We start from the raw sequence: 20,071 nt of genomic DNA, 5'->3' as shown, positions 1-20,071 counted from the left end.
GCTTCCTTCGCCGTTCGCGGCCAGACTGGATTCCCGGCGAACGGATCGGCTATTGCTCGCGCGAACGCGCCCCGTCGGTTGAGAGATGCGGGCAGGAGAACGCCATGGCCGATCCGATCCTCGTCGAAGTCACCCGCGGTCCGCTGGTCGAGAGCACGCACGCCGGTCTTCTCGCGATCACGGACGCCGACGGCCGCCGCGTCGCCGCCTTCGGCGACGTCGAGCGCCCGACCTTCCCGCGCTCCTCGGCGAAGCTCATCCAGGCGCTGCCGCTCGTCGAATCCGGCGCCGCGGACAAGCTCGGCCTCACCGTCGAGGAGCTCGCCATCGCCGGCGCGTCCCACAACGGCGAGCAGGCCCATTGCGACACCGCCCACGCGATGCTGCGCAAGGCCGGGCTCGACACCGACGCCCTCGAATGCGGCGTGCATTGGCCCGAGCGGGCGGACGACGTGGCGCGCCTCAATCGCGCCGGGGCCGAGCCGAACGCGCTCCACAACAATTGCTCCGGCAAGCACGCCGGCTTCCTCTGCGTCGCCTGCGAGATGGGCGTCGATCACCACGGCTATGTCGGGCCGGACCATCCGGTGCAGCGGGAGGTGACGGCGGCGCTCGAAGGCCTCACCGACACCAAGCTCGACGAGCATGTGCGCGGCATCGACGGCTGCTCGATCCCGACCTTCGCGATCCCGCTCGACCGCCTCGCCCGCGCCTTCGCCCGCCTCGGCACCGGCGAGCGCCTCGCTCCGGTGCGCGCCGCCGCCGCGAAGCGCCTGCGCGAGGCCGCCGCCGCCGCGCCCTTCATGGTCGCCGGCACGGGGCGCTTCTGCACCGAAGTGATGGGCCGCTTCGGCACCCGCGCCTACGTGAAGACCGGCGCCGAGGGCGTGTTCTGCGCGAGCTTCCCCGAGATCGGCCTCGGCGTGACGCTGAAGGTCGACGACGGCGGCACCCGCGCGTCGGAGGCGCTGATGGCCGCCGTGATCCACCGCTTCGTCGCCAAGGACGACGAGGAGCGCGCCTTCCTCGACCGCTGGGCGCACCATGCGCTGTTGAACCGCCGCGGCCTCAAGGTCGGCGAGGTGCGCGTCGCCGACGACGTCGTGGCCGCCCTCGGCCGGTGAGCATGACCGGACGCCCCCGCCGCCTCGCGGCCGACGCGCTTCTCGAAAGCCCCGCGCTCACCGACGAGGTGGTCGCTGCGCTACGCGCCGGTGGCCTCGTCGGCGTGCCGACCGAGACGGTCTACGGCCTCGGCGCCGACGCGACCAACGCCGCGGGCGTCGCCGCGATTTACGCCGCCAAGGGGCGGCCGACGTTCAACCCGCTGATCGCCCACGCGGCCGATCTCCCCGGGGCCGAGACGCACGGCGTCTTCGATGCCGACGCCCGTGCCCTCGCCGAGGCGTTCTGGCCCGGTCCGCTCACGCTGGTGGTGCCGCGCCGGGCGGATTCGAAAGTGGCCCCCGGCGCGCTCGCCAGGCTCGCGACGATTGCGATCCGGGTGCCGGATTCGCCCGTCGTCCGCCATCTCGCCTCCCACCTCGGCGCGCCGATCGCCGCGCCGAGCGCCAACCGCTCCGGCCGCGTCAGCCCGACCAGCGCGGACGACGTGGTGGAAGAACTGGGCAGCGCCCTCGCGTTCGTGATCGACGGCGGCCCGTGCCGCATCGGCGTCGAATCGACCATCGTCGGCCTCACCGGCGGCGCGCCCATGCTGCTGCGCCCTGGCGGCCTGCCGCGCGAGGCGATCGAGGCGGTGCTCGGCCGGGCGCTGGCGCTCCCCGCCGCGGACCCGGACCGGCCCTCGGCGCCGGGCCAGCTCGCCTCCCATTATGCCCCCGCGCCGCGGTCCGCCTCGACGCGGACGACGTGCGGCCGGGCGAGGCCCTGCTCGCCTTCGGTCCGCGCCTGCCGCCCGGAGCCGAGCACGCCGCACAAATCCGCAATCTGAGCCCGACCGGCGACCTCGCCGAGGCGGCGGCGAACCTGTTCGCCATGCTCCGCGCCCTCGACGAGAGCGGTGCGGCGACGATCGCGGTCGCGCCGATCCCGGCCGGCGGCCTCGGCGACGCTGTCCGCGATCGGCTCTTCCGCGCCGCCGCCCCGCGGCCCAACGCGCTCCTGCCGGAATGAGACGCAGCCAACGGCGGCGGATTGACTTTTTCGCCCCGTAAGCCGCCTCATCGGCGACACGGTCCGGCGGAGAAGAGGCTGACGTGTCCACCCTGCTCGTGCATCACCCGATCTTTCTCCAGCATGCCACCCCGGAGGGTCACCCTGAGTGCCCCGACCGCATCCGCGCCATCGACCGCGCCCTCGAAGAGGAGCGGTTCCACGGCTTGGAGCGGGAGGCCGCGCGATCCGTCGATCTCGCCGCGATCCTGCGCGTTCACCCGCAAGATTATGTCGATCAGCTCCGCGAGGCGTCGCCCGAGGAAGGCCTCATCTTCCTCGACGGCGACACCGCGATGGGGCCGAAGAGCCTCGACGCCGCGCTCTATGCCTGCGGCGCCGCCACCCTCGCGGTGGACGAGGTGATGACCGGCAAGGTGAAGAACGCCTTCTGCGCCCTCCGCCCGCCCGGCCATCATGCCGAAGCCCGCCGCGCGATGGGCTTCTGCCTCTTCAACAACGCCGCCGTCGCCGCACGCCACGCCCAGGCGGTGCATGGTGCCGAGCGCGTCGCGATCGTCGATTTCGACGTCCATCACGGCAACGGCACCCAGGACATCTTCTGGTCCGATCCGAGCGTGCTCTATGCCTCGACCCACCAGAGCCCGCTCTTTCCGGGCACCGGCACCGCTGCGGAGCAGGGGGTCGGCAACATCGTCAACGTGCCGCTCCACGCTGGCGACGACGGACTGGTGTTCCGCGAGGCGATGGAGAGCGAGGTGCTGCCGCGCGTCGCCGCCTTTCACCCCGATCTCCTCGTCATCTCCGCCGGATTCGACGCCCACATCCGCGATCCGCTCGGCGAGATGCGCCTGACGGAAGCCGATTTCGCGTGGATTACCGAAAGGTTGATGGAGATCGCGGCACGCCGGTGCGCCGGGCGGGTCGTCTCGGTGCTCGAAGGCGGTTATGATCTGACCGCCCTCGCCCGCTCGGTCGCGACCCACGTCGCGACCCTGATGACCGCCTGAGGGCGGCGGCACGCCGGCCCTGTCCGGCGATCCCGCCCGCGTCCCAGTGGAGAAAGTTCGACCGTGTCCCAGCCTGCCGCCGCCCCCTCCGTTCCCGACGATATCCGCGCCCTGAGCTTCGAGGCCGCCTTGTCCGAACTCGAGGCGATCGTCGACAAGCTGGAGCGCGGCGCCGTGCCGCTCGAGCAATCGATCGCCGATTACGAGCGTGGCGAGGCGCTGAAGAAGCACTGCGAAGCGCTGCTGCGCCGGGCCGAGATGCGCGTCGAGAAGATCCAGCTCGGCGCCGACGGCACGCCGACCGGCCGGGAGCCGCTCGACGCCGAATAATCCCCCGAGCGCGGCCACGGCGAACCAGCCAGGACTCCGGAAAGGATCCCCATGAGCGTTCCCTTCGCCGACGAGCCGATCGCCGAACCCACCTTCGCGCCGCGGGAGGGCAGCCCGGTCGAGACCGTGATCCTCGGACGGTCGCGCGACCTCGGCGGCTTCGCGGTGCGCCGGGCCCTGCCCGCGCCCGGGCGGCGCATGGTCGGCCCCTTCATCTTCCTCGATCAGATGGGGCCGGCGGACTTTGCGCCGGGCGAAGGGCTCGACGTGCGCCCCCATCCACATATCGGCCTCGCCACCGTCACCTACCTGTTCGAAGGATCGATCTCCCACCGCGACAGCCTCGGATCGGTGAAGACGATCGAGCCGGGGGCGGTGAACTGGATGAGCGCCGGCCGCGGCATCGCCCATTCGGAGCGCACGGGCGGTGAGGCGCGCGCGCACGGCCAGCGCCTCTCCGGCCTGCAGATGTGGGTCGCCCTGCCGAAGGATCACGAGGACGCCGCGCCCTTTTTCGCGAGCCACGAGGCGTCCGATCTTCCGGTGCTCGCCGACCGCCTTCACAGCGTGCGCGTCGTCGTCGGGGCCGCCTACGGGGTCTCCTCGCCCGTCACCAGCGGCTGGGATACCCTCTATCTGGACGTCGCCCTCGAACCGACGGCGCGGCTGCCCGTCGATGCGGACGCGGAAGAGCGGGCGATCTACATCGCGAGCGGTGTCATCGAGATCGCCGGCGACCGCTTCGAGGCCGGCCAGCTTCTCATCCTGCGGCCCGGCGATCCGATCACCCTGACGGCCTTGACCGCGGCCCGCCTCGTCGTGGTCGGGGGCGCCACCATGGACGGCCCGCGCCACATCTGGTGGAATTTCGTCGCGTCGTCGAAGGACCGCATCGAGGCAGCGAAGGCGGATTGGAAGGCCGGCCGCTTCGCCGCGGTGCCGGGCGAGAACGAGTTCATCCCCCTGCCCGAGTGAGCGAGAGCCCACCCGGCCCCATCGCGCCCGAACATCAACGGGCCGAGCGTGGCCATTAAGGCACAACTTCGAGGCGTGCGTGTAGAACGCGACGCGTCCACCCTTTTCCGGCCGCGACCAAAACGCTAGCGTGTCATTCGGGATGGGGCGCAGACTGATGAAACCGAGCGGGCGGCTTGCGTTGAAAACGGCCGGAATTGCACTCGTGTGCATCCTTGGGGCGTTGGCAGGCTGCAAAGAGGAGCGCAAGCCGGAACAGGCCGCCCATGCTGCGGCACCGACGGCGAAGCCGCAGGTCGCGCTCGTGATGAAGACGCTGACGAACCCGTTCTTCGCCGAGATGGAACGGGGCGCCCGGCAAGCCGCCGCGGAAGAGGGAGCGAACATCCTCGTCAAGGCGGCTTCCAAAGAAACGTCCATCGATCAGCAGATCGGCATCATCGACGCCCTCGTTCACGACAAGGTCGCCGCGATCGTGGTGGCGCCCGGGGATTCCGTCCGCCTGATCCCTCCGCTGAAAACGGCGCAGGACGCCGGCATCGTCGTCGTCAACGTGGACAACCGGCTCGATCCCGCCTTTGCGAAGACGCTCGACTTCAAGGCTCCGCCGTTCGTCAGCATCGACAACGAGCGGGCCGCTTACGCCGTCACACGCCGCCTGATCGCCGCCCTCCCCGCCCGCACAACCGGCGCGGTCGAAGCGGCGGTGATCGAGGGCATTCCCGACGCGAACAACTCGGCCGAGCGCAAGGCGGGGGCCCTCAAGGCGTTCGGCGAGGCGCCCAATATCCGCGTCGTCGCGGTCCAGAGCGGGAACTGGCGGATCGAGGAAGGCTACGCCGCCGCGCGCACCATTCTCAGAGAACACCCGCATGTGAAGTTGATCTTCTGCGCCAATGATATGATGGCACTCGGGGTGGTCCGGTACCTTGCCGACAGCAAGACCAGCGGGGTTCTGGTCGCCGGTTTCGACGCGCTTCCAGAGGCGCGGCGGGCGATCGCGTCCGGCGCGCTCGTCGCCTCCGCAGATCAGAATGCGCGGCAGCAAGGCTATCTCGGCGTCAAGGCTGCGATGACGTTGCTCAAGGGCGCGCCGGTCGAGCCGGCAACGCAGCTCGATGCGACAGTGATCGACAGCGCCAACGCCGACGTGCCGACGACGCCGGCCACGGCACCACAGGTCACCGCACCATGAGCGAACGGCAGGTGCAAGAGACCCTTCCCACCCTCGCGGATGCGCCGGCGAGACTGCGGCCGCCATTCCTGGGTACAATCGCCAGCCGCTTCGTTCTGTTCGTCTTCTGCCTCACCTTCATTCCGCTCTTCATCCTCGGCGCGACCTCCTACAACGCGTCGCGCAAGGTCATCCTTTCGCTCACGGCGCAGTTCTCCGAGACAATCCTGTCCAATGAGCGGGACTATCTCGACCTGCAGTTCGAGCAGGTCGAGAACCTGCTCAACACGATCGCGAGCCTCGACGAATTGCGCCCCAGCCTGACCGATCCGAAGGTGGTTTCGGACGATTTCACCCGGCTCGCGACCCAGGAGCAGATCGGTGCGATCCTGAACGCCTATCTCTACCTGCGGGGCATCGCCTCGATCGACGTCATCGGCGCGAACGGAAGCTATTACCACATCGGCGAAACCGTGGCCGCGCCGCCCCTGTCGCCGGAGCGGCGCAAGGCGCTGTTCGAGCGCTTCAGCGGCACCGGCACCGACGTGGTCTGGTTCGGCATTGGCACGCCTCCCCTCGGCCGGCAGGACGATCTGCGCGCCATCAGCGCGGGCCGTGCGATCCAGGCGATCGATCGCCGGAATGTGGCGCGGGACATCTCCGGCGTCGCAATCGTCAACTATTCCGTCGCTTTCCTCTACGATCACCTTGTCGCCAGCACGCTGCCGAACGACGCCTATCTGCTGATCGCGGACGCCGACGGCAACCTCGTCTTCGACCCCGATCGTGATCGCCTGGGTAAGCCCGTCCCGAAGGCGATCGCGGCAACGCTCGGCGCCACGGCGTGGCCCCAGCAGCTCGATCTCGGCGACGAACCCGTGTTGCTCGATCGGGCCGTTTCGGCCGTGACCGGTTGGAGCCTCCTCAGCGTCACCCCGGCCGACGCCATCGCCGCCCTGACCCGGCCGATCGGCCTGATGACGCTTGTGCTGATCGGCCTCTGCATCGCCCTGCTATGCATCGCGAGCTACGTCGCCCTCGCCAACATCGTGCGCCCCTTGCGGGCAATCACCGCGCGCTTCCGGCAGTTCCAGAGCGGGGGATTCCGTGAGGACATCCTTCCGCTGCGAGCGACGGGGGACGGCGAGGTCGCGGATTTGACGCGCTGGTTCAACACCTTCCTCGCCAGCGAGCGGAAACGGCGGACGTCTGAAGAAGCGCTCATCGAGAGCGAAGAGCGCTATGCGCTCGCCGCCCGCGGCGCCAACGATGCCCTCTGGGATTGGGACCTGCGCGCCAACCGGGTCTATTATTCCCCCCGCTGGAAGGCGCTCGTCGGCGGCCGGGAGCAAGACATCGGGGATCGCCCGGCGAGCTGGATCGACCGCATCCATCCCGATGAGCGCGAGGACGTGCTGGCGCGGATCTCCGCCCACGTCGCCGGCAAGACCAGCCATCTCGAAGTGGAACACCGGCTGCGCCGGGCCGACGGCAGCTACATCTGGGTCCTGGTGCGCGCCGTCGCGGTGCGGGACGCGGCCGGCATCGGCTATCGGATGGCCGGCTCCCATGCCGACATCACCGCCCATAAGCGCGCGGAAGAGCAGCTCCGTCACGACGCCATGCACGACATGGTGACCGGCCTGCCCAACCGCCGGGCGATCTTCCGCACCATCAGTCAAGCGATCGCCTCGGCGAACCGGCGCGATCGGCTGTCCGGGCTCATCATCGCCGACATCGATCAGTTCAAGGACATCAACGACACCCTCGGCCATGAGGCCGGCGACTCCCTCCTCATGGCCGTCGCCGACCGCATCCGCCGAACGGTGCGCGACGACGGCGACGTCGTGGCGCGCCTCGGCGGAGACGAATTTGCGATCTTCTGCCCGAACCTGACCGCGCCGAGCGAACTCGGCCGCATGGCCGAGCGCATCCTCTCCGGGGTGAGCGAGCCGATCGAGAACCGCTCGGAGCGCTATCTCATCACCATGAGCGCCGGGCTTGCGGTGAGCCGGCGTCATTCGGGTGCCGACGACCTCATCCGCGAGGCGGACCTCGCCCTGTTCGAGGCCAAGCGCCAGGGCCGCAACCGGATGGCGTTCTTCAACGAGGTGCTCGAGAACGAGGCCCGCGAGCGGCTGGCGGTCGAGACCGCGCTCCGCAGCACCCCGGCCGCGGACTCGGTCTTCGTCCTGTTCCAGCCGCAGGTGGCGGCGGCGAACGGCGAGGTCGAGGGCTTCGAGGCCCTGGCACGGTGGCGGCGGCGGGACGGCAGCGTCATCCTGCCCACGCAGTTCATCCCGGCGGCCGAGCGCACCGGCATCATCCGCGACATCACGCGCGTCGTCATCGCCCGCGCCGTCTCGGCGCTCGAGGCGTTCGCGGCCACCGGCGCGCGGGCTTACACGGTCGCCGTCAACCTCTCGACCAGCGATCTCGAGCACGTCGATTTTGCGAGCGAGGTCGAGGCGATCCTCGCCGGCCACGGGCTCGACCCACGGTGCATCGGCTTCGAGATCACCGAAGGTGCCCTCCTGCGTTCGTCTCCCGTGGTGCTGGGCAACATGCGCCGGCTCGCGGATATCGGCTGCCGATTCGCCCTCGACGATTTCGGCACCGGCTTCTCATCGCTCTCCTATCTCTGGCAGTTCCCGATTTCGGTCCTCAAGATCGACAAGTCCTTTGTACAAGGCATCGGGGTCAGCCTCGAATCCGAGACCCTGACGCGCGCCGTGATCGGCCTCGGCCGCGCGATGACGAAGACGGTGATCGCGGAGGGCGTCGAGACGACGGCCCAGGCCGAGTTCCTGCGCACGGCCGGCTGCGACACCTTCCAGGGCTTTCTCTATGCGAAGCCCATGGAGATCGACGCCGTGGCGGCCTATCTGCGGGACAAGGCAACGGTCGCCGCCCCGTTGCGCCCCCAGGTCGTTCCGATCCGCGGCGGACGCTGAGCGACCCCCGCTCAAAGCGTCGGCACGAAGGGAACACGGGGCAGCCTGAACTTTCCCGTACCGGGGACGTTATCGACGCGTCAGGTCGCGTCTGTCGCGACGCTCGCAGGAGGTTACGTCATGATGGGCTGGGCCATCACCTTTCTCGTCATTGCCCTGATTGCCGCAGTGCTCGGCTTCGGGGGCATTGCCGGGACCGCCATCGGTATCGCCAAGATTATCTTCGCGGTCGCGTTGGTTCTTTTCGTCATCTCGCTGGTCTACGGCCTCGTCGCAGGACGCCGGCCACCGGTGCTCTAAGCGGCAAGGGATCGGCGAAGCACACGAAAGGCCTCCGGCGGTAGCGCTGGAGGCCTTTTCGCATGGACCAGAGAGAGGAGCGGGCACGACCCCGGGTCGCGTGTCAGATCGCTTTGGCAGCCCTCGTGGACGACATTTGGATGCGGATCTCGAAACGGCTCGCGGCGAAATCCGCCTCAACCTCGGCCTTGAGCTGTCGGCGAAACGCCTCGATGAGACGGGCTCCGAGTTCCTTCGGCGATTCAGCACCGGGGCCTCGCGCCTTGAGGATAACGTCCCCCTGTTCCTCGAAGATGAGTTCCACCACGACTTGCGACCGCTCGTCGGCAGCGACCCTGAGCGCGGCGCGGAGAAGCTCGGTGAGAAGCAGCGCGAACGGGATCGCGGTATCGAGGTCGAGCATCCATGGCGCGGCGCCGGTGACCGTCAGATCGAGGAGATCGTTCGGCAGTCCCGCGCTCTGACGCAGCGCCCGAAGGACCTCCTGGACGAGGAGATCGACGGGAACGCCGCCGACTTCCCCCGTCGCATAGGCGACGCGATGCGCGATGGCGAGCGCATGCACGCGATCCTGCTGCGCGCCGAGGGCCGCTTGCAGAACCGCGTCGGCGTCACGCGCCTCGAGGCTGAGGAGGCTCGCGACGAGCTGAAAATTGTTCTTCACCCGGTGGTGGAGTTCGCGGAGGAGATCCGTCTTGGCTCGCACCGCCATCTCGAGCTCCTGTGAGCGGCGCTCGATGCGGTCCGCCATCTCGTCGAACGTCGAGCCGAGGGCGTTCATCTCGCGCGGCGCGCCATCGAGCGACCCCACCCGGACGGAAAGCCGGCCGGCGCCGTAGAGTGCCGCGACCCTCCCGAGCCGCGACACCCAACGCACCACGAGCCGGTCGATGCCATACCAAGCGACCGTCACGGCGATCAGGAGGAAGCCGAGCGGCAGACCGACGGCGAGCGCGAAGTCCCGCCACGCGGCGGTTTGGATATCGATCAGCGGCGACAGGGCGACGACGCTGAGCGACGTATCGGCGACCGGGCTCACCGCCGCGAACATCCACCCGCCGTCAGGCAGACGCAGTTCGAGGCGGCTCGAGCGGGTCTTCTCGATGGCGGCGATGAGACCCGGCACATCGGCAAGCGCTGGGTTGGCGGTGGTGGTGCCGACGAGATGCCCCGATCGATCGAGAATCGCGATGACGACGCCGGCGGGCGGATCGAGCCCGTCGGTGACGCGGCGTTCTTCCGCCGCGCTGATGGTGAGCGTGAGGCGACCGCCGCCGCTCACCGGCGCCTCGACCGAGAAGGCACCGTCGCCCGCGCCAGCACCGGTCGCCGGCTCGCTCCCCTCGGCGCAGACCGGGCCGGTGGCGCCCGCAACTTCGATGCGCTGGACCGCGGTGCTGCGGTTCGCCAATTCCTCCATCAATCGGGCGCAGAGGCCGGCATCGCCTGCGTTGAGATCGCCCGGCGCAAGAGCCAGCGTGTCCGCCATGCCCCGCACGCGCGCGGCAAGCAGCGCCTGCCGGGCGGCTGCAAGCGCGGCGGCCTGCTCGATCGTGCGCTTCGCCTCTTCGACCCGCTCGCCGTGAACCGCGAGGCCGGAAGCGACCGCGAGAACGGTGATCGGGATATTGGCGAGAATGAGCAGGATCGCGAGCAGGAAGCCGAGGCGATGCGGGCGCGTCGTCATATCGGCGCTCGTCGCCTAGCGGGCGCGCGCCGACACGTCGGGTCCTGCTGCGATGACGGCGCGTGTCGCATGATCGGGGCCGAAGTCCTCTTCATCCTCGATCCCGAGCATGGTCATAAGGCGGCGGCGGGCACGATTGACGCGGCTCTTGACCGTGCCGACGGCGCATTGGCAGATTTCCGCGACCTCCTCATACGAAAATCCCGAGGCGCCGATCAAAATCAAGGCTTCACGCTGATCGTCGGGCAGACGAGCAAGCGCGACCCGGAAATCCTCCATGTCCATGTGCCCGTTCTGGGCGCCGTGGGTGGAGAGGCGGGCTGCATAATCTCCGTCGGCATCCTCGACCTCGCGCCGACGCTTCCGCAGTTCCGAATAATAGACGTTGCGGAGAATGGTGAAGAGCCACGCCTTGAGGTTGGTCCCGACCGTGAACGAGGCGAGGTTCGCCCACGCCTTGACGAGCGTTTCCTGAACCAGATCGTCGGCGAGCGTGGACTGGCCGCACAGCGACACCGCGAAGGCGCGCAAATTGGGGATCGCGGCGATCAGCTCGTGACGCACCGAGGCGTCCCCATGGGCCTTGGCCTGGGCGTCGCCGGTCATCGGTCGCCCTCCTTGATCGAGAGGCCGTCGGTGGCGGGCTCGCCGCCCGTCGCCGCGTCGCCGGCCTCCGTCTCTGCCTCCTTGCCATCGAGATCGGCAAGAAGCTGGAGGAAACGGTCCGGCACCGGCTCTTGCAGCAGATCGTTGTACATCGAGCGCAGTTGCCGCCCGATGGACGATTGAAGGTCGCTGCCGAAGGCTGCGGCCTCGCGACCCGGAGGCGACCCGCCAGCCGGCTTCCCAGCGCCCGCCGGAGTTCCGCCATCTGAGCGCCCACTCATTTCCATGTCACTCATACGCTGCAAATTCCTTTGTCCGCGGCCGCGCTCCTCGCTTTGCGCATGTGCCTCGCCGGTCTGCCTCGCGCGGTCCTCGGTCCATTGCCTGCCCACGTCTTCCCTGCCCAGTTCGTCCCACCCAATTCGCCCTACGGCGTCGGCCACGCCCCCGCGCGTACTGAAACGCCGCCAACCCTAACGGACGCACGGCGGGTTGGTTCCGCCTCGCTACACATTTTCGCCCGTGATTTTCACGCGGCGCCGTGACGGGAACACGATGGCGTGAACGCTACGAAGCGGTGGAACCGACCGCACGAGGCCGACGTTCAACGGACGCGTACCGGTGCCGTCTCGCGTGCCGGGGACCAACAAGGCTCTACACGCCGCACGGAGGCCTAATGTCGATCTCGCATGCCATCGCCCCGCACCTGCCCTATCTTCGGCGCTTCGCCCGCGCGCTGGCGGGCAATCAGAAGAGCGGCGATGCCTATGTCGTCGCGGCTCTCGAAGCCCTCGTCGCGGACCCGGCGTCCTTCGACCAGACGCTTGCCCCGAAGGCCGCCCTCTATCGCCATTTCATTGCCGTTTGGACCGCGCTTCGAGCGCATAACGAACGGACGGACGATGACGTTCCAGACGGCGAGCTCTCGTTGGCGGCGATGACCCCGCCAAGCCGTCAGGCCTTCCTGCTCACCACCGTCGAAGGCTTCGATGTGGAGGATGTTGCGGTCATCCTCGGCAAGGATGCCGGAGAGGTGCGCACTCTGCTCGCCCGGGCGGGCGAGGAGATCATCTCGCAGGTCGCGACGGAGGTTCTCATCATCGAGGACGAGCCGATCATCGCGATGGACCTCGAGGCTCTCGTGGAATCCCTCGGCCACCGGGTCGTCGGCGTCGCCCGCACACATTCGGAGGCACTCGACATCGTCAAGGGCCAGCGGCCGGGTCTGGTGCTTGCCGACATCCAGCTCGCCGACGGCTCATCCGGCCTCGATGCCGTCAACGATATCCTCGGCGACTTCGACGTGCCGGTGATCTTCGTCACCGCCTATCCCGAGCGTCTCCTTACCGGTGATCGGCCGGAGCCGGCCTTCCTCATCACCAAACCGTTCCAGACCGACACCCTCAAGGCAGTGATCTCTCAGGCACTTTTCTTCCGGGCGAAGGCCCACCGCGGCAGCAGCCGGGTCGCCGCGAGCGTGTGAGCGTGGACCGGTGAATATGAGCCCCCTTAAGGAACTCCGACACCGTCCGGTCGTTGGCGGAAATAGGCTCGGCTGGACAAGTGGCACGGCCGAGCGCGGTGGTTCCGGCTGCGCCCGACCGCCGCCCCCGACGGAGGCATGAACGATGACGCAGCTCTCGCCGAACTGGCGGGAAGACCGACCGGCGGCGCCACCGCAAGTCGGCCCCTCACCGTGGTCCGATGCGGCGGGATCGGTGCCGGGCGGCCGCGACGAACGGTTCGATCTCAAGGCGCGCCGGCGCCCCGGCAACCGCCAGGGGGGAATTTTGGTGATCCTGATCGGCCTGGCGCTCGCCGGCGCCACCCTGTTCGGCTGGCTGCAATACCAATCGGATGCGCGTCTCGACCCTCAGATCTGGCTGTCCGGATCACCGGATCGTTAGCGGACAGGAACGCCTCGCCCGCCCCGAGAGGTGTGCCGATGCTTGCGGGCGCATCCGCCACTTCCTAAAAGCTGAGGTGGGCAGGCGAACTCCATTCGGGGCAGACCGATGGGATCATACCGTTCGCCGTCGTCGCGCCTTCATGCGCTCGGATGCACATTTCGTGACCGATGCATGCGGCCCGCGACGCGTTCTTCACATCTGCGCACCGACCGCCACGCGCGGTGGCTTTGCCTGGCCGGCCCCCTTTTGCGGTCGCCGGAACATATTTGCGTGCCAGATTGGCTGTTCGGACAATCGCACCCAAGCGGTGGAACCGATCTCTCGCCCCACCATTATCCGACCAGGATCGGATCCACTGACCCATCGTCCGTGGTCCGAGCCTGCCCCCACCACGATGGGTCGGGGATGTCGGCGGCGCGGGTGCCTGTCGTCCGCGCCGCCGATCCTAGCCAGGGGCGCGCGAAACATGCCGCTTCCGCGCAGGAGGCCGCATTCGCTCCAGGCGCGATTTCCCGTCCAAACGGGAAGGTCCCCCGAACCCGGGCCCTGGCAATCTCTCGACACAAAATCGATATTAGCGCAGCGAAGCGGCTTCTCAGGACCGATCCGGGCTGCGATCATGCGATCCACGCCGCGACGCAGCAGACCGCGAGACTCCATGCCGTCCGGAGCGCGGGCGATCGATCGGCTCCTTCGGGCGACATGACCGGACCGCGGCAATGACCATGACCTTGCACTTCGCTGCCCTGCTCGGGGCCGCAGGGGCGTGCGCGCTGGCCGCATTCACCGTCCTGAGCGTGCTCGCGCAGCGCCGCATTTCCGGCGTTCAGGGCCGCGCCGGAGCGCTCATCGGCATCCTCCTCGGTGCAGTCGCCGCCGTCGCGCTCCTTCAGGCGACCGGACCGGAGGCCTCCGTCGGAACAACGGACCTCGTGGCCTGGCTCCAACTCCCCCTCGCGCTCGTCGCGATCGGCTGTGCCGTCGCTGTCCTTTCGCTGCGGGCCCCGCTGCGCACCTTCCCCTCGGTAAGCGACCTCGTGGCGCGTCGCGACGCGCTCGTCGAGGAAATCGCCCACCTCGCCGAAGAGCTTCAGGACGTCGAGCGGGCCCGCGACGCCGACAACCGCGAGGCGCTCGCGATCCAGGGCCGCTTCGAAGCCGCCTTGCAGGACACCGGCGTCACCATCGTCAAGCAGAACACCGACCTCGTCTACACCTGGGCCTTCAACCCACGCTCGAAGCTGGACGCCGACACCATTCTGGGCAAATCCGAGGTGGAGGCTCTGCCGCCCGACGTCGCGCAGCAGGTCATCCCCGCCAAGAAGCGGGCGCTCGAGACGGGCCAGCCGGAAGAGCTCGAGGTGCGCCTCGACGAGGGCGACGGTTCGGTCTCCTGGCTCCGCCTCCAAGTGACACCGAACCGGGATGAACGCGGCACGATCGTCGGCATCACCTCGACGGCGATCGACATCACCGCCGAGCGGCGCCAGAACGAGCTCCTGGAGAGCCTCACGCGGGAGATCGCCGTCGCCTACGAACGCTTCGACACCGCGCTCTCCGCCTCGCCGGTCACCGTGATGTGGCAGGATCTCGAGGGCCGCTACGAGTGGGTGTTCAACCTGCCGCCCGGCCTCGGCCCGACGACCTTCATAGGCCGCACCGATGCGGAGGTTCTGCCCGCGGCGATCGCCGACACAGTTGGCGCCGCCAAGGCCCGGGTGATCGAGACAGGGCGCACGGAGCATGTCGAGCTGCCGATCACCGTCGAGAGCACGACCCGCTGGTACGATTGTCACATCGAGCCACGCCGCGAGAACGACGTCATCGTCGGCACCAGCAGCGTCGTCGTCGACGTCACCGACCGCAAGCGTGCCGAGCAGCATCTGCGACTCGTCATGCGCGAGCTCACTCACCGCTCCAAGAACCTGCTCGCCGTGATCCAGGCGATGGCGCGGCAGACCGCGGCGAACACCGAAGGGACGCAAGCCTTCCTCGATCGGTTCGGGGCGCGGCTTCGGGCTTTGGGCGAGGCCAACGATCTCCTCGTTGCCGAGCAATGGCGCGGGGCCGATCTCCACGAATTGGTGCGAACTCAGCTCGCCCATCAGATCGAGGGCGTCGAAGGACGGGTGCGGCTCTCGGGTCCCACCCTCGTCCTTTCCCCCGAAGCGACCCAGAATCTCGGTCTCGCAATCCACGAACTGTCGACGAACGCCACGAAATACGGTGCGCTTTCGAGCCTCCAAGGCTCGATCGATCTCGAGTGGGCCTTCACCACAGACGGCGGCACGGAGCGCTTCGTCATGACGTGGCGCGAGATCGGCGGTCCGACGGTGGTGGAGCCCTCACGCCGCGGCTTCGGCCGGACCATGATCGAGACCATCGTGCCGCGGGCGCTGAACGGCAAAGCGGTGCTGTCGTTCGACCCGGCCGGACTAAGCTGGCACCTCGACGCATCGGCCGACGCGATCCGGGTGGACGAAGACGCATAGACCTTCCAAACGCAGCGCGAAAAACGGCAGACGGACGGCCCCGGAACCGGCCGGCCATCTCGACGTTAACGAAGCGTGAATGCAGCCGACCGGCTGGACGGCCCGCAGATGGGTCCGCGGCGGATCGGCGCCCCTTGATCGACATCGCGACGGCAACAGCCGGCGGCCCACCAGGGCCGCCGATCGGTCGGGCGCGTCACGGTGGAAGAGGAGACTGAGATGGATTCGCGCAGCAAGGCTATCCACCCGGACCTCCGGCTCGTGCGAGCCACAGCCGCCCCGCGCCGTCGGCCCAATGAATGGCAGAGCGACGGTTGGGAGCGCTCGCCGCGCACCCTGCCCCGCCACATCGCCGGACCCGTCGCGCTCCTGACAGCAGTCGCCCTGTGCGTCGCCTTCTCGCATGGCACGGCGCCGGCCCGCGATCTCGGTGACGGTGCCGATACGGTGCCCGTCAGCGTCTCGATGCCGGTGGCGTCGCAGAAGGACGCGGCGCGTCTCGCGTCTTCTGTGCGGACCGGCGGCGGCGCAACCGACATCAAGGTGCTGCCGAACCACCAGCTCGACATCACGATGACGGACCGCGAGGGCCGCGTGCTCTACCGCCAGGATCCGAGCCGCGCCGAGACGGTCGTCGCCCGCAACGTGGTCGTGCCGAGCCTCAGCAACGCCCAGCGCTGACGAGAACCGTCATTCGATGATGATGCGTCCCTCGCCCGAGGGGGAGATGGTCTTCGCCGCGGTGATATAGTTCATCACCACCGTCGCGATGAGTTCGCCGTCGGTTTCCCCGATGAGGGTCTTGCCGGCGGCGAGCATCTTGTAACCGTCGCCGCCTCCGAACATGAAATTGTTCGCCCCGACCTTGTAGAAGCGCTCCGGCGAGAGGGGCTCTCCCCCGACTGTCACCGACACGACGCGCGAGCCAGCGGGCTTCGCCGGATCGACCGTCACGACGAGGCCCGAGACCTGCGGAAACCGGCCTGCGCCGCTGTCCATCATCGAGAAGCCGTTCTCCAGCGCCGCCCGCACGTCCGCCCCCGAAATCTCCACGAGCACCGTCGTGTTGCCGAACGGAAGCTCGGTCAGGATGTCCCGCCGGGTCAGCGTCGTGCCGGGGGGATAGATCGTGTCGGCGCGGATCGACCCACCGTTGACGATCGCGATCTCCGCCTCGGTCGAGGCTCGCACGGCATCGGCGAGCAGGTCGCCGAAAGCGGATTCGCGCGACCTGACCGTGCTCGTCCGTGTGTCGAGTTCGGTCGCCGTCGTGCCGATATCGACGTCGAGCGCCTTCGAAAGCTGGGTCTCGTAGACCGCGACGGCGGCGGCGACGTCCGGGTCCGGATCCACCGACGTGGTGTCGTGGATGCGGAAGCTCGGAAACCAGCTCACCTTCCGCGTCTTGCCGTCGTCCTTGATGGTGACGGCGACGTCGATCGCGGTGACGAAGTTGGCGTCTTCGTTCGATTCGACATGGACCACGTCGCCGTCGTAGCCGATCGAGAGATCGTGGATGTGGCCGGTGACCAGGATATCGACGAGGCGCCGGCGCATGATGGCGTCGTCGAGGGCACGCTCGGCGTGGGCGACGGCGAGGATGAGATCGGCGCCCTTGCCCCGCAACGCCGCCGCCTCGGCCTTGAGCACCTCGAGGGCCGGCAGGAACTTGAGAGTACCGGGCTGCGACATCGTCGGCGTGTCTTCGAGCGCGAGACCGATCACGCCGAGCTTCACGCCGCCCAGTTCGACGATTTCCGAGCGCTTCATCCCCGGGACGGGCGCGCCGTCGGCGGTCGTCATGTTGGCGGCATAGACGGGAAACTCCGCCGCCTTCAACCGCTCGAAATAGACCGCCTCGCCGAAATCGAATTCGTGATTGCCGGGCACAAAGACATCCGGCTTGACCATGTTGGTGAGGGCGATGATGTGCGCGCCCTTGTCGAACCCCGACATCAACGAGGGCGACAGAGTGTCGCCTCCGTGGGTGAACAGGGTCGGCACGCCGCGCGCCCGCTCCGCCTTTACGACCGCCGCAAGCTTCGGGAAACCGCCGCGGCCTTTGACATCGCCCATGCGGTAGATGTCGTTGACGTGCACGATCGTGAAGGTCGGTGGCGGCGGCGGAGCCGCGTCCGCCGGCTTGGCACTGCCCGAGACGAAGGTGACGGCGAGGCCGCCGGCGAGACCGAGACCGAAAGTTTCACGGCGGGTGACGGACGGCATGGAATATCCTCGGAAGTCTGTCGCAGCGCACCCTCTCCCGATGGGCTGGGATTGAGCGCGCCGAGAGCATACATCGTGACCAGCGTCGGCGACACGACGTCCCCGACACCGCGATCCGCGCCGGCGTTCCGCACGCCGGGCGCCCCTGAGCCGAAAGCCGGAGCCGAGACCTCATGACGAGCGCGAACGAAAGCGCCGCCCCGCCGAGCCGCAAGCCGGTGCTGATCGTGACCAACGGCGACACTGTCGCGGACACCCTCGCCGACCTCCGTCCGGAGGCGGAGATCCTGCCCTGGCGCGATCCTCTGATGGACGGGCCGGTTCCGCCGGGCCTCGACGATGTCTCCCTGCGCTCGCTGCGGGCCGCCTTCCTCGGCGAGGCCATGGCCTTTCCCGGCCGCGACGTGATCGGCGAACTCACCGCGCGCGATGCGATGATCGAGCGCCACGCCGCGTTCGAGCGGGTGGAGATCTGGTTCGAGCCCGACGCGGCGGACCAGATCCAGCTCGCCCAGGTGCTCGACGCGCTGCGCCGCTGGGGCCGCACCGAGGACGTCTTCCTGCTGCCCGCCCCGTTCCATCTTGGCCCCCTCGGCGCCGAGCGCCTCGCCGGCCTCGCCGAGACGCTGCTCGTGCTGCCGCCGGAGGGCTTCGAGACGGCCCGGACCCTCTGGGCGGCCTTCCGCGCGCCGACGCCGGAATCCCTCTATGCCCTCGACGGCCAGCCCCAGGCCGGCCTTCCCTTCGCCCGTGCCGCCGTGCGCCGCATTCTAGAGGAACTCCCCTCGCCCGCCGCCGGTATCGGCCGCACCGAGCGCCAGATCCTCTATTCCATCGATCGCGGCGTCGGCCGCGTCGGCTTCCTGTTCGCCCGCGTGCTGGCGATGGAAGAGGCCGCCTTCCTCGGCGACATCTCCTTCTTCCATCTCCTGTCGCGGCTCACACTGGGGCCGACGCCGCTCGTCGCCGGGCTGCCGGAGCCGTTCTCGATGGCGGTGCTCGCCGATCCCGACCGGCGCAAGGCCTTCATCACCGCCGACGTGTCGCTGACCGACGCCGGCCGTTCCGTGCTCGCCGGCCGCGCCGACCGCGTCGGGCTGATCGGGCTCGACCGTTGGATCGGCGGCACGCACCTCACGCCGTTCGCCGATTGGCGCTTCGATGCCGAGACCGCGACGCTCGGCCTGCCGACAGGAACCAATCGGCAACGATCTCATTGACTGATGCGCCGGGTCGCCTTGCCGCCGCGTCTCGGCTCGGCTAGTGCTCGCGCCGGCCGGACGCGAGCCTCGCGCAGCGGCACGCCGGCCGCGCCCCCGGCGATCCACCCATCGGAGGATACCCCATGCCCCAGAAGCGGATCCGCAAGGCGATCATCCCGGTCGCCGGCCTTGGAACTCGCTTTCTGCCCGCCACCAAGTCGATGCCGAAGGAGATGCTGACGGTCGTCGACAAGCCGGCGATCCAATATGTCTTCGACGAAGCGCGCGAAGCCGGCATCGAGCACATCGTCTTCGTCACGGGCCGCAACAAGGGCGTGATCGAGGACCATTTCGACATCGCCTTCGAACTCGAAGAGACGCTGCACCGGCGCAACAAGCAGGAGGCGCTGAACACCGTCATCGCCGCCCGGCCGCAGCCCGGCCAGACGAGCTTCACCCGCCAGCAGGAGCCGCTCGGGCTCGGCCACGCGGTGTGGTGCGCCCGGGATATCGTCGGCAACGAGCCGTTCGCCCTCCTCCTGCCGGACGTGCTGATCCAGGCCGAGCGCGGCTGCCTCTCGCAGATGATGGACGTCTACGCCTCGCACGGCGGCAACGTCATCGCCGTCGAGGAAGTGCCTGCCGACAAGACGGACCAATACGGCGTCGTCGAGATCGGCGACGGCGACGACCGCGTCTTCGGCGTCACCGGCATGGTCGAGAAGCCGGCTCCGGGCACCGCGCCGTCGAACCTGATCATCACCGGGCGCTACATCCTCCAGCCGGAAATCTTCGATCTCCTGGCCAACCAGGAAAAGGGCGCCGGCGGCGAGATCCAGCTCACCGACGCGATGCGCCCCCTGATGAAGACCCAGCCGTTCACCGGCCTGCGCTTCGAAGGGACCACCTACGATTGCGGCTCGAAGATCGGCTTCCTGTCGGCGAACGTGGCCTTCGCCCTCGCCCGCCAGGACCTGGGCGCCGACTTCCACGCCGCCGTCCAGAAACTCCTGACGAAAGCGTGACATCGCAAAGTCCGACGCGTGGCCCCCGGGTGAACGCTTCGGAA

At 68.7% G+C, this 20,071-nt stretch carries 17 protein-coding genes and 1 pseudogene; 14 read left to right on the top strand and 4 right to left on the bottom strand.

Annotated features, from left to right (window positions below; all coding sequences use genetic code 11):
• The first annotated feature begins 104 nt into the window (after positions 1-104).
• The 8 genes and pseudogenes from F0357_RS15795 to F0357_RS15760 all read left to right on the top strand — a co-directional run bounded on the left by F0357_RS15795 (position 105) and on the right by F0357_RS15760 (position 8,879).
• On the top strand, positions 105-1,124 hold the full coding sequence (locus tag F0357_RS15795; RefSeq protein ID WP_153484104.1) for an asparaginase: 1,020 nt from the start codon (positions 105-107) through the stop codon (positions 1,122-1,124).
• Positions 1,125-1,126: 2 nt separating this feature from the next.
• Positions 1,127-2,136, top strand: a pseudogene (locus tag F0357_RS15790) (L-threonylcarbamoyladenylate synthase).
• Positions 2,137-2,219: 83 nt separating this feature from the next.
• Positions 2,220-3,146, top strand: a complete 927-nt coding sequence (locus F0357_RS15785) for a histone deacetylase family protein (protein ID WP_312861616.1) — start codon at positions 2,220-2,222, stop codon at positions 3,144-3,146.
• Between the two features lie 63 nt (positions 3,147-3,209).
• Entirely contained in the window at positions 3,210-3,476 is a 267-nt protein-coding gene (locus F0357_RS15780) for an exodeoxyribonuclease VII small subunit (RefSeq protein WP_312861615.1), read from the top strand.
• A gap of 51 nt (positions 3,477-3,527) precedes the next feature.
• The gene (locus F0357_RS15775) at positions 3,528-4,451 is read left to right on the top strand and encodes a pirin family protein (protein WP_153484099.1); all 924 of its coding nucleotides are present in this window, start codon (positions 3,528-3,530) and stop codon (positions 4,449-4,451) included.
• Positions 4,452-4,656: 205 nt separating this feature from the next.
• On the top strand, positions 4,657-5,646 hold the full coding sequence (locus F0357_RS15770) for a substrate-binding domain-containing protein (RefSeq protein WP_208948372.1): 990 nt from the start codon (positions 4,657-4,659) through the stop codon (positions 5,644-5,646).
• The gene (locus F0357_RS15765; RefSeq protein ID WP_153484090.1) at positions 5,643-8,579 is read left to right on the top strand and encodes a bifunctional diguanylate cyclase/phosphodiesterase; all 2,937 of its coding nucleotides are present in this window, start codon (positions 5,643-5,645) and stop codon (positions 8,577-8,579) included. The genes F0357_RS15770 and F0357_RS15765 overlap by 4 nt, the downstream gene beginning before the upstream one ends.
• Positions 8,580-8,699: 120 nt before the next feature.
• Positions 8,700-8,879, top strand: a complete 180-nt coding sequence (locus F0357_RS15760; protein ID WP_153484081.1) for a DUF1328 domain-containing protein — start codon at positions 8,700-8,702, stop codon at positions 8,877-8,879.
• Positions 8,880-8,982: 103 nt separating this feature from the next.
• Here the strand turns inward: F0357_RS15760 and F0357_RS15755 are convergent, their stop codons facing one another.
• Genes F0357_RS15755 through F0357_RS25260 form a run of 3 tightly spaced genes read right to left on the bottom strand, consistent with a single transcriptional unit; the run spans position 8,983 to position 11,615 of the window.
• A complete protein-coding gene (locus tag F0357_RS15755) occupies positions 8,983-10,566 on the bottom strand; it encodes a sensor histidine kinase (protein WP_153484077.1) in 1,584 nt (527 codons plus the stop codon).
• Between the two features lie 15 nt (positions 10,567-10,581).
• The gene (locus F0357_RS15750; protein ID WP_153484073.1) at positions 10,582-11,172 is read right to left on the bottom strand and encodes a sigma-70 family RNA polymerase sigma factor; all 591 of its coding nucleotides are present in this window, start codon (positions 11,170-11,172) and stop codon (positions 10,582-10,584) included.
• On the bottom strand, positions 11,169-11,615 hold the full coding sequence (locus F0357_RS25260) for a NepR family anti-sigma factor (protein ID WP_153484068.1): 447 nt from the start codon (positions 11,613-11,615) through the stop codon (positions 11,169-11,171). Before F0357_RS25260 ends, F0357_RS15750 begins: the two co-directional genes overlap by 4 nt.
• Before the next feature lie 233 nt (positions 11,616-11,848).
• Between F0357_RS25260 and F0357_RS15740 the strand changes: the two genes are divergently transcribed.
• The 4 genes from F0357_RS15740 to F0357_RS15725 all read left to right on the top strand — a co-directional run bounded on the left by F0357_RS15740 (position 11,849) and on the right by F0357_RS15725 (position 16,255).
• Positions 11,849-12,655, top strand: a complete 807-nt coding sequence (locus tag F0357_RS15740) for a response regulator (protein ID WP_153484065.1) — start codon at positions 11,849-11,851, stop codon at positions 12,653-12,655.
• A 145-nt stretch (positions 12,656-12,800) separates the two neighbouring features.
• Complete coding sequence (locus F0357_RS15735; protein WP_153484061.1) at positions 12,801-13,079, top strand: hypothetical protein; 279 nt, start codon at positions 12,801-12,803, stop codon at positions 13,077-13,079.
• A gap of 722 nt (positions 13,080-13,801) precedes the next feature.
• Positions 13,802-15,574 (top strand): sensor histidine kinase, encoded by a 1,773-nt coding sequence (locus tag F0357_RS15730; RefSeq protein WP_153484058.1) that lies wholly within the window; start codon positions 13,802-13,804, stop codon positions 15,572-15,574.
• Between the two features lie 219 nt (positions 15,575-15,793).
• On the top strand, positions 15,794-16,255 hold the full coding sequence (locus tag F0357_RS15725) for a hypothetical protein (RefSeq protein WP_153484054.1): 462 nt from the start codon (positions 15,794-15,796) through the stop codon (positions 16,253-16,255).
• Between the two features lie 9 nt (positions 16,256-16,264).
• Here the strand turns inward: F0357_RS15725 and F0357_RS15720 are convergent, their stop codons facing one another.
• Entirely contained in the window at positions 16,265-17,800 is a 1,536-nt protein-coding gene (locus F0357_RS15720) for a bifunctional metallophosphatase/5'-nucleotidase (RefSeq protein WP_153484051.1), read from the bottom strand.
• 173 nt (positions 17,801-17,973) lie between these two features.
• On the opposite strand from F0357_RS15720, the gene F0357_RS15715 reads away from it, so the two are divergent.
• Both F0357_RS15715 and galU read left to right on the top strand, forming a co-directional pair.
• A complete protein-coding gene (locus F0357_RS15715; RefSeq protein ID WP_153484047.1) occupies positions 17,974-19,020 on the top strand; it encodes a hypothetical protein in 1,047 nt (348 codons plus the stop codon).
• 125 nt (positions 19,021-19,145) lie between these two features.
• On the top strand, positions 19,146-20,027 hold the full coding sequence (gene galU, locus F0357_RS15710; protein ID WP_153484043.1) for a UTP--glucose-1-phosphate uridylyltransferase GalU: 882 nt from the start codon (positions 19,146-19,148) through the stop codon (positions 20,025-20,027).
• The last annotated feature ends 44 nt before the right edge of the window (positions 20,028-20,071 follow it).

Origin of the sequence: Segnochrobactrum spirostomi, from assembly GCF_009600605.1 — a bacterium.
In the GTDB taxonomy this organism is placed as follows: domain Bacteria; phylum Pseudomonadota; class Alphaproteobacteria; order Rhizobiales; family Segnochrobactraceae; genus Segnochrobactrum; species Segnochrobactrum spirostomi.
This window is presented reverse-complemented; position numbering and strand designations above follow the sequence as displayed.